At 44.5% G+C, this 3,591-nt stretch carries 3 protein-coding genes and 2 pseudogenes; 3 read left to right on the forward strand and 2 right to left on the reverse strand.

Annotated elements, in window-relative coordinates:
- Positions 1 to 402: pseudogene (locus tag IM515_RS16450) on the reverse strand (hypothetical protein); the annotation flags it as partial.
- 402 nt (positions 403 to 804) lie between these two features.
- Between IM515_RS16450 and IM515_RS16455 the strand changes: the two are divergent.
- The 3 genes from IM515_RS16455 to IM515_RS16465 all read left to right on the forward strand — a co-directional run bounded on the left by IM515_RS16455 (position 805) and on the right by IM515_RS16465 (position 3,007).
- Entirely contained in the window at positions 805 to 1,512 is a 708-nt protein-coding gene (locus tag IM515_RS16455; protein WP_287628778.1) for an SIMPL domain-containing protein, read from the forward strand.
- 151 nt (positions 1,513 to 1,663) lie between these two features.
- Positions 1,664 to 2,587, forward strand: a complete 924-nt coding sequence (locus tag IM515_RS16460) for an alpha/beta fold hydrolase (RefSeq protein WP_287628780.1) — start codon at positions 1,664 to 1,666, stop codon at positions 2,585 to 2,587.
- A gap of 42 nt (positions 2,588 to 2,629) precedes the next feature.
- Positions 2,630 to 3,007 (forward strand): hypothetical protein, encoded by a 378-nt coding sequence (locus tag IM515_RS16465; RefSeq protein WP_002769310.1) that lies wholly within the window; start codon positions 2,630 to 2,632, stop codon positions 3,005 to 3,007.
- Between the two features lie 48 nt (positions 3,008 to 3,055).
- Here IM515_RS16465 and IM515_RS16470 read toward each other — a convergent pair.
- Positions 3,056 to 3,412: pseudogene (locus IM515_RS16470) on the reverse strand (RNA-guided endonuclease InsQ/TnpB family protein); the annotation flags it as partial.
- Positions 3,413 to 3,591 lie beyond the last annotated feature (179 nt).

Genomic DNA, 3,591 nt, shown 5'->3' on the forward strand with positions numbered 1-3,591 from the left:
GAATGAAGGGGGGATTCCCACGACTTCTTCAATCATTCTCGCTGAAAAAGTAGGCGTTAAAATCCAGAGAACTGGTAGTTCAGCTTCTGTTAGAGTTTTGCTTGTCCTTTTCGCCTTCCTTAAGACTTCGCCATGAACCGCGTATAACTTTGAGATGCAACTGCGAATCTCTACCTCCGAGGGGGGGTTACGGAAGGGTTCAAATAAGCAGCAAGTCGCCGCCATTTTAGCGAGTAAACCCAAGGGTAATTCCGTCCTTGATGCTGAACTGGCTGGTTCAAACCAGACATCGATTTCTTGGACTTCACTTTTTACTTTCTTGCTCTTTTTAATCGTTCCTAGAGACCCTAAGAGTTCCTCTAAATATTCCTTGGCAAATTGGTCGTGAATTTGGCGAGTCATTGCAGGGGATAATTAAGCCGAGAAAGTGCATTAACAATCTTGTTAGATCATAGCAAGTTTTGAGAATTTATCGGCTCTCTTATTCTTTGTGTAACAAGTTTAACTTAAGTAGCTGGTTATAATTAAGTTAAAAATGGATTTTAGGTTCGATCCCCCCTGCCCCCCTTGATAAGGGGGGTGTCTGATAACTTTTAACGCCTACCTACTTATATAATAGCGATCGGTCTTTGTGTCCTTTGTGTCTCTGTGGTTCTTTACACTCATTGCTTAAAGGCCTCTTCTCAAGTTCCCAGAGCTTAGTCACCAATATTCCGAAAGTGACGGAAAAGGGATAATCTTCCACTCAATTGCCCAAAAAAAAGGCTAGAATCGAAATATAGTATCGATCGCTAGAGATTTTTGATGAATTACAAAAAATTTTGCTGGGCCTTTTTGCTGTCCCTTATCCTCATCAACACTGGATTAGTTATGCCTAGTTACGCAAACCCAAGAGAATTGAGAACAATTACCGTGACGGGAGAAGGAATAGAAAATATCGCCACTTCTAAAGCAATAGTGCGCTTAGGGGTAGAAGTTCAAGGCAAAGAAGCGGGTAAGGTGCAGCAGGAAACCGCCAATCGTAGCGATGCGGTGGTTAAATTTCTCCGTTCCCGTCAAGTGGAAAAATTGGAAACCACCGGCATTAGTTTACAGCCCAATTACGACTTCAGCAACAACCAAAGACGTTTAATCGGTTATATCGGGGCTAATTTGATTAGTTTTCAGATTGATATAGCCCAAGCGGGGAGTTTAATCGATGAAGCGGTGAAAGTCGGGGCAACACGCATCGATGGGGTCAGTTTTACTGCTGGGGAATCAGCGATCGCAGCTGCCCAAAGAACCGCTCTCATCAAAGCCACGGAACAAGCTAGAGAACAGGCCACAATCGTGTTACAGGCCCTCGGTTTATTGCCGAAAGAAACGGTTTCTATCCAAGTGGGTAATACCAGTAATCCCGTGCCAATAGCCCGCTCAGAAGCGGTTTTTCGGAGTGCCGATGCTGCCAGTAGCCCGGTTATCGGAGGGGAACAAACCCTGCGGGCTGCTGTCACCCTCGAAATTAGCTATTAACATAACCTTTAGCTATCAGTTAAGCTGTACTGCATTTAAACTGCCTATTGAGTATTTTAGTACAAATGCTCGAACTCTCTCTCCTCGCTCTCCTGCTCATAGACAGTCCTAAGGAGTAATTTAGATAGTCAACAGCTTAAAATCAGCACCGATGCTCGGAAAATCTAGAAAACTTTCGCCCTCATCCGTGAATTATCCTAACTTTTTACCCACTGTTAGCGAGGGATTGAGCGAAGATACCTCCCTTGCTCTCCTCGAAAATATCCAACAAATTGCCATCGATAGCCCCATCTATCCTCGATCGATTCTAACTACCTATAGTCAACAAGGGCAAGGTCAACCGCCTTTTCTCCTCCTGCACGGTTTTGATAGTTCCCTGCTGGAATTTCGGCGTTTACTACCCTTACTCGCCCAAAATAGGGAAACTTGGGCGATAGATCTACTCGGCTTCGGTTTTACTGAGCGAGAGCCAGATTTAGAAGTATCTCCGAAAACTATTAAAAGCCATCTTTACCATTTCTGGCAAACTGCGATCGCCAAACCGCTGATTTTAGTCGGTGCTTCCATGGGGGGTGCAGTGGCCCTCGATTTTGCCCTCTCCTACCCGGAAATAGTGGCGAAATTAGTCCTGATTGACAGCGCAGGACTAGCTAATCCCCCAGTCTTGGGTAAATTGATGTTTTCTCCCCTCGATAAGTGGGCAACTAATTTTTTAGCCAATCCCCGCGTGCGTCAAAATATCAGTCGTACTGCCTATTTCGATCAAACTTTGGCCACTGTTGATGCTTGCACCTGTGCTAATCTGCACTTAAATTGTCCCCACTGGAGTGAGGCTTTAATCTCCTTTACCAAAAGTGGTGGTTATGGGGCATTTTTACCGAAATTAAGCCAAATAAACCGAGAAACTCTGATTATTTGGGGAGAAAACGATCAAATCTTAGGCACAAAAGACGCGAAGAAATTTCAGCAGGCTTTACCTAATAATCAACTGGTCTGGATTCCTCGCTGTGGTCATGTTCCCCACCTCGAAAAACCAGAACTTACCGCGGCCGCGATAGTTAAATTTGCGATCTAAAAACTTATAATGGGATTATTTGACCCTATAGTGCCAACTTTTATGAAATTTTTGCCGATCGCTCTCGGTACATTCAGCCTTCTGAGTTTATCTGTCAATATTCCTGCTACTGTAGCCACACAACAGCTTTTTTGTCAAGGCCGCATGAATAACGGTTGGTCCTATTCGGCAGAATTTCTCAATGGACGTTTTGAACGCATTCGCTGGACGCGTTCCGGTCAACCCCCCCAAGTTTCTAGCCTTAGTTTTAAAAATACTAACAACAAAGGACAACCGATTTATCGTGGCAGTCTATTCGCCGCAGTCAGTGTGACTCTGATAGATTTATCGAAAGGAGATGTCCGTCCTGGTTCGCAAATTTCCGTAGGAGTGGAAGAATGGGGTTGGTCGCGGGGAAAATGCGCTCTTTCTAACCGTTGACATCCTCACCACCTTAAACGGACGGTGATTCCTCACCACGCCACCTTTTTAGAATGGTCGCGTCAATGGGGTTAACGCTCCACAGGACGCTGCTTCTTTAACAGAAGTCTTACGCTTTCCGACCCGTCCGTTTAAAGTCTCCGATTGCCCACCGGCGACCTTGATATTTACCGCAGCATTGATGTCTCGATCATGGAAAGTCCCACAGAAAAGACATTCCCACTCACGGATATTTAACGCTTTCTTACCGCCGATATTCCCACAACAGGAACATCGCTGAGACGTTGGCTCCCATCGGGAAATTATCCGAAAATCACGCCCATATTTATCAGACTTTGCTGATAGCATATCTCGAAAAGAACGCCATCCTAAGTCTGATATGGCACGGGACAACTTCCGATTTGGTAATGATTCGGTAGTAGTGGCGTAGCTCTCTTGCTTACCCGGTATGAATTGTGTAAAATATTTATTAATAAAAATAATTGGCTCGAATCAGGCTTTAAAGCTCTAGCTTGATTATGACTTTTCGGATAAATCTATTTTTCTAGTTCCTGTCTGGCTTACTGAAATATCAGTCTATCACC

Origin of the sequence: Microcystis sp. M44BS1, assembly GCF_020244875.1 — a bacterium.
Classification (GTDB): Bacteria; Cyanobacteriota; Cyanobacteriia; order Cyanobacteriales; family Microcystaceae; genus Microcystis; species Microcystis panniformis.